The sequence below is a fragment of the Olivibacter sp. XZL3 genome (assembly GCF_004368405.1).
GTDB lineage: Bacteria > Bacteroidota > Bacteroidia > Sphingobacteriales > Sphingobacteriaceae > Olivibacter.
In genome coordinates this window covers 1-5,978 of sequence record NZ_SBJH01000074.1, presented here as the reverse complement: position 1 = coordinate 5,978, position 5,978 = coordinate 1, and the positions used below count along the sequence as shown (strand labels likewise).

Sequence of the window (5,978 nt, the reverse complement as noted above, 5' to 3'; positions counted from 1 at the left end):
GTTCTATCAGGAAATTAAAAATGTATCGTAATTATATCTTAGTTTAGTAAAAAGTTGTCCAACAAATAGGGAGTATCATAGAAGTCCGGGTTCCAGTCGGAATAAAACTTATGCGTACTGCTCAGATGATCGGTGTTGGTGATATAAGATCCTTTGGCCAGATTACGCTGGTGCATGGCAATCCGCTGCTGATGGTAGAATACTTCGACCCTGCTTTTGGTGTAATGGATCGTGGTCTCCCTGCCGATATACCGGTAAGGAACACTGTAGTAACTCTTATCGGGCGAAAAGTAGACATAGCCCATTTTCTGGACTTTGGCCTTTTTATAATCCTTCAGTTCATATGGTGTGGTGGGCAGTCCTTTCAGGTACTGGCGCTCAATGGTCTGGAAGAGTTCAGTACGGCTGGACTCTTTACGCCTGAACAGAAGGCTGTTGTAACGCTCCAGCAATATGCCTATCTCCCTGTTAAGATCTTCCAGTGAGAAAAAAGTCATATCCCGCAGGGGGTAATAGATACGCTGATAGGCCAGGTGTACGGCATTCTCAACCAGCGCCTTATCCTGTGGCGAATACCCGCGCGTAGGGTTGATCACGCAGTTGTAGTGGCGGGCAAAGTCTTTGAAGCTCCGGTTGATATCCGCTTCATATCTGCTTGCCCGGCTGACGGCTGACTTTAGGTTATCTGAAATGATGGCTTTGGGAACCCCGCCATAGTAGCGTAGCGCCCGCGCGCAGCAATCGATCAGATCTGCCCGTTTCTGGCTCCTGCAGGCCCGCACGTAGGTATACTGACTACAGGGAAGAATGGCAACAAATACTTCCACGGAAATAAGCTCTCCGGTTTCCTTATCGGTTATATGCAGCTTCTTTCCCGCAAAATCGATGAACATCTCCTCTCCGGCGACATGGTCGAGCTTCATCGAACCTTTTTCTTTAGGGTATTTACGGCGGTAGTGCTCCAGAAACTGGGTGTAACTGTACGGATCCCGGGCCTGCTCCACGTATTGCTGGTAGTGATGCAGAAAAGTGAAGCCGGGATGGTTCCGGGCCCTGTTGACCTTTTCGAAGTACAGCATAAGCTCGTTATGCCGCTCGGTGTCAACGGTCGTATGGGACGAAAAAAGCTCGGATAAGGCCGGCGTATCAAAGCGCAGGAGCTCTTCAAGCGAATATTCACTTGCTTCAAACAACTGCATATAGGTGTTGACCGTGTTCCGGGAGATTCCCAGAATGGAGCCTATCCTGCGGTTGCTGGTCCCGTCGAGATGTAAAGTGATTATCTGTTTTAAGTCCATCGGATCAAGTTTGTTGGCCATGTCGCTGTATTTATGTGATGCGACAAGGTAGTCCTTGATCTCCTAAAGTGGCACAAAACGAACCGTAATTGTTCTGCTATATAATTAATGCCCAATATATGCCAGATCGATAGTGGCACAAAACGAACCGTAATGGAAATGGTCAATATCAATCTGAAATGGCATCATTTAAACCGTGATTACCGGCACTATCGGACCGAATTGGCTGGCACAATTCGAACCGTAATATCCAATATGGCAATTATCAACGTGGCTCAACAAAAGGTGCACCGCAGGCTATCCAGGTAACGGATCGCTGGCACCTTTTGAAAAACCTTGGCGAGGCGGTCCGGAAAATCCTGGACAGGGAACACGCAGCAGTGAAAAGAGTAAGGGATATCCAAAGTGAAACAAGGCATGCATCTCCGCGCATATTGAAAAGTATGGCTTCTCCACGTCAGGAGGAAAAATTCCGGGAGGTTAAACAATTATTACAACAGGATGTTCCGATCAGGGAAATTGCCAGAAAGTTTAAGATGAGCCGTATAACGGTCAGAAAATATAAACACTGCGAGGAACTTCCGCGAAAAACGTACATCTCACCGACAGGGCTGGCGAAACATCTTGGTTATATAAAGAAAAGAAAAACAGAGAATCCGGGCATCCAGCTCAGACAGTTACATACTGAACTTAAAAGCCGCGGATATCAGGGTGCATATTCCACTCTATCCGACGGGCTGGCCAGGCATAGTCTGGCAATGGGTAAGAAAAAGGGAATAAAAACAGTGTTGCCTTCGGATCTCAGCCTCTGGAGACCATCGAGAAGCGCTATCCTCTTTTTCAATGATCCCAAAAAACTTTCCAGGGATGAATCGGAAATATTAAACCAGCTCTGTACGGCTTCAGTTGTATTGAAACAATCACTATCTTTTATAAGAAAGTTCCGTCAGATGATGTTTAAAGATCAATGTAGCATAGGCTTACAGGATTGGATACAGAGCGTAAGCGATTGCTCGATCCCGGAATTATGTGGCTTTGCAAAAGGGCTCCAACAAGATTTCGTTGCAATCAAAAATGCCTTCGATCTACCATGGAGCAATGGCCCGGTTGAAGGAAACGTGAACAAGTTAAAGACCCTGAAAAGACAGATGTACGAACGTTGCTCGCTTCGCCTACTGGAGAAAAGGCTGGTACTGGCTCCTTAGTGACCACCAAAAGTGGGGAAGAACCAATTTCTTCCGGAATACTCATAATAGACTTTTATTACTCAAAAATATCTCTGATTAACTTCTTTATCGTGAGGTTTTCTAGTTTGGATGCAATTGGTGACACATTGTCAATATTATCTTTCCAATGCATCCCTTCATTGTATATTATTCCCAGCAGATAATGAGACTCTGGTGAAACAACACCCATTTCTTGAGCCTTTTCTAATTTATTTCTAGTCATATTTGTTGCTAGAAAGACTGTTCGTGAAGCTGGTGTCTGTAGCTTATTGTACGCTATCTCCTCAATTTTCACTCTTACTGCGCCACAAACAGCAAAGGGACAGAATGCACGACCATTTAGGTAATTGTCAACTTCGGCAAAAAGAAATTGATAGAAATTGTCTGCTTCTCCCCAAAGTTCAGGTATATTCAAATTTCTAAAATCATTACGTCTGTTGATTTGAACAGGCTCATAATGGACTAAATGTCTGGAAATGTCTTTTCTTAATAACTCATCAACATTATTGTCTTCTCTTATGCGGAGCAGTCTTTCCAAATGCTGATTAATATGAATATTTGATTTGTCTAAATAGTAAACCTTTTGATTATTGAAGGCGAAATTTTTAAAATAATTCGGGTTTAGATGTGTCAGAATGATAGGATAAAGTCTCCTACCTTCGTCTTTAAAATCTTTGATGAAAGTTGTAATATAATATTGTGCTGCCGTCAGGTTGGCATCATCAAGATAGTCAAATACTTCATCTATTATTAAGATATTTGCCCCTTTCTTTAAATGCTGTCTTGCCCTGAAAAGCATGGCTATAAAAGTTAGAATATCTCTTTGACCGTTAGATATATGTATGGCTTTGGGAAACTTCACAACTAGCTGCCCACGTGTTTGGCTGGCACGGATGCCTTTCCAAGTGCAATTGAAGTTTGAAAGTGTATTTTGAAAACGTTGCTTGTCTAGTTGATAGTTACTGTATTTACAAGCTTTTTTAAAATTATTTGAATTGTTGTTATAAAGCCATATCAATTGAATCGCTACCAGATACGATTTTGTTTCTGAATTATAACCCAAATCAATTTCATGAACCAAGTCACCGATAGTATTTAAATGTTCGATTTGTTTCAGGTCGTCTAGCTTGTTGTTTGTTATCCAATTTGTTAAAATTTCAGTTGTTCCTGCTTGTTGGTTGATTTCATCTATAATTGCATTGATTCGATATTGGACTTTTTGACCGTTAGCTCTTTCCAATGCTTGATAGTTAAAGCTTAATTTTTCAATCAGCTTCAGATTATTAAGAGCTGCATCAGGATTTGGTAACACTCTGGCGTTTTGACCGAATCTTTGTTGAGCAGCTCTGTATTGATTACCAAATGGGACATTATTAGGAATACGATCTACTAAAACAACATCTTTGATTTCTAAAGTTGCACTCGCCCGTCCGTATTGGTTTCCTATCCCCTTGGGTTTAGTTAGATTATTTATGACAAAATAATCAAACTCAGAACTTATAGTATTTGTAACATTAGTAGCTTCAAGTGTCGCAGGTGCACCATCCGGTCTAGTATATACTATACGGATTCTTGGAGCTAGAGCTCCATTTTCTTCGTGGTAATTTTCTTCATCCAGCACAATTTTTCTATTGTTCATTGAATTGAATGCTGCCGCAAATGAGCTTTTGCCAAATCCGTTAGGAGCAACTAGAAGACTTGGTTTATTAGGTTGGATTTTCAGCTCAAATCTTTTTAGGCGGATTCCCTTTATGTGTTCGATCTCAATAACGTTAATCATAATTATGGGTATTATTGGTTACCAATCTCCTTTCTCTTTTAAATATTCTATACCGTTGAATACGGCGATTTTGGCTTTCTCTAAAGTAGAGAAGGTTTTTTTTCCGAACGTTTCACCTATTTTTACTTTATACTTGTTTGTCCCCTTATCTCGATAAATAAGCAGATGATGTTCATCTACATTTAAAAAATAGTTCCCGTTTTTACTTCTTTTCCATTGCTTTTTAGTCCAGTTAATCCTCCTGCTTGACCGATTTCTTAGTTCTCTTTCCCGTCTTTCAGGGTTGATATAATCATTGGTCAATTTCTCTGCACAAGTACAGCCGACCCTAAACTCGTCGTTTACATCAGGGTGTTCCAAGATATGTACGTATCTGATTTTTTCATTACCGCACATCATACAAGTTTCATAATCGGTTTCCCACTCCGGCTGACCATCTTCCCGAACATCAATCACATTCACTAAAGTCCATCCTTTATGCGGAACACCTTGTTGCCTCCAGAAATTAGCCATATCCTCTCATTTCAAAAATTATTCCTTATAGAACGTTTTTCATTTCTTGCGATGGATACGCATCCATTCAAATGGATGATCAGACTATTAACACCAACCTGAAAATAATCTTTTGGTGTAAAGGTTGGTTGAATTGCATCATTTCTTCCACTTCTTTCGCCCTCTGGGAAAAATGCATAAAGAATATGTTCTAATATCATTTCCAGAAATGTGCCTCCTAATATGGCAATGGTTCTATCGTCTTTACTCTCATACGTAAAGAGATTATGGAATTCCCTCAATGCATCATTCTGGTTGAAATATCTTTCAGCAGCTTTTCCCTTTAGTGTGTAGTAGCCCCTTTCCATTTTATATAGTAAATCCTTTAGGTATAATTCTGGTTTCCTTCATTCTAGAAAACACTGGCTTCACCTCTTCTTCGATAATTTTTTGCTTCATAAAATCTTTGAATAAGCAAAGCTTCTGAAAAAAAATAGTCTTTTCGTTCATAATGTTGTTGATGCAGGCATACAATGACGATACAATTGTCTTGAACTTCCTAGCAACAAAAAACACTACCTAAACTGTAATGACGAAGAATATAACAAATATTATTGAGCCATTTTCCCCCATATAAATTCTATATTCCTAATCGACCATTTAATCGTATTGAATATCACAATAACTTCCTCTTATTTTTTATACTTCTTCTTCCTCATCTTCCTCGTTGCTCTCATCACCAGCCAAAGCCTTCTCAATTTTTTTTGTACGGTCTTCTAGCTTTTTCTTAGTTTTTGTTTCTAACATAGCGGCAACTTTTCCAAAACCAGGAATCCCCTCTAAGCGGTCAATTGCTATCTGAAATTTATAGCTTTGCTCCAATGCCTCCATAATAGGATGATCAGAAGCCTCGTAATTAGAAATTAACTTTCCAGGGTTTTCTGATGACACCTGCAAAAAGTTAGACAGTAGCCTAAATTTCAACTCATCAGACTGACTAGCATCATTTATATTTGTTATCTGTTTTGACAAGCCCTCGTAAGTCTTACTTAACACTTCTTTATGTGCATATTCTTCTATCAATCTCTTTGACAGATTTAATTGTAATCTTACCCTAGCTAGCTACACCCAAAACTAAAGAATTCCAATCAGACTTGCTATTGCTATCCTGTTGGAATGTGG

General features: G+C 40.1%; 6 protein-coding genes. 1 reads left to right on the top strand and 5 read right to left on the bottom strand.

Going from position 1 to position 5,978, the window contains the following annotated elements; all coding sequences use genetic code 11:
- Positions 1–38: 38 nt before the first annotated feature.
- On the bottom strand, positions 39–1,319 hold the full coding sequence (gene istA / locus EPX21_RS17175) for an IS21 family transposase (RefSeq protein ID WP_240768714.1): 1,281 nt from the start codon (positions 1,317–1,319) through the stop codon (positions 39–41).
- 305 nt (positions 1,320–1,624) lie between these two features.
- Between istA and EPX21_RS17170 the strand changes: the two genes are divergently transcribed.
- On the top strand, positions 1,625–2,503 hold the full coding sequence (locus EPX21_RS17170) for a transposase (protein WP_134090921.1): 879 nt from the start codon (positions 1,625–1,627) through the stop codon (positions 2,501–2,503).
- Between the two features lie 58 nt (positions 2,504–2,561).
- On the opposite strand, the gene EPX21_RS17165 is transcribed toward EPX21_RS17170, so the two are convergent.
- The 4 genes from EPX21_RS17165 to EPX21_RS17150 all read right to left on the bottom strand — a co-directional run bounded on the left by EPX21_RS17165 (position 2,562) and on the right by EPX21_RS17150 (position 5,879).
- Positions 2,562–4,304, bottom strand: a complete 1,743-nt coding sequence (locus EPX21_RS17165; protein ID WP_134090920.1) for a hypothetical protein — start codon at positions 4,302–4,304, stop codon at positions 2,562–2,564.
- Between the two features lie 18 nt (positions 4,305–4,322).
- On the bottom strand, positions 4,323–4,817 hold the full coding sequence (locus EPX21_RS17160) for a hypothetical protein (RefSeq protein WP_134090919.1): 495 nt from the start codon (positions 4,815–4,817) through the stop codon (positions 4,323–4,325).
- An 11-nt stretch (positions 4,818–4,828) separates the two neighbouring features.
- Complete coding sequence (locus EPX21_RS17155; RefSeq protein WP_134090918.1) at positions 4,829–5,164, bottom strand: hypothetical protein; 336 nt, start codon at positions 5,162–5,164, stop codon at positions 4,829–4,831.
- 331 nt (positions 5,165–5,495) lie between these two features.
- Complete coding sequence (locus tag EPX21_RS17150; protein WP_134090917.1) at positions 5,496–5,879, bottom strand: hypothetical protein; 384 nt, start codon at positions 5,877–5,879, stop codon at positions 5,496–5,498.
- Between the last annotated feature and the right edge of the window lie 99 nt (positions 5,880–5,978).

What these genes read in the sequence shown, in the direction of transcription:
- istA (WP_240768714.1), bottom strand. Translation starts at nt 1,319, where the DNA reads ATGGCCAACAAACTTGATCCGATGGACTTAAAACAGATAATCACTTTA.
- EPX21_RS17165 (WP_134090920.1), bottom strand. Translation starts at nt 4,304, where the DNA reads ATGATTAACGTTATTGAGATCGAACACATAAAGGGAATCCGCCTAAAA.
- EPX21_RS17160 (WP_134090919.1), bottom strand. Translation starts at nt 4,817, where the DNA reads ATGGCTAATTTCTGGAGGCAACAAGGTGTTCCGCATAAAGGATGGACT.
- EPX21_RS17155 (WP_134090918.1), bottom strand. Translation starts at nt 5,164, where the DNA reads ATGGAAAGGGGCTACTACACACTAAAGGGAAAAGCTGCTGAAAGATAT.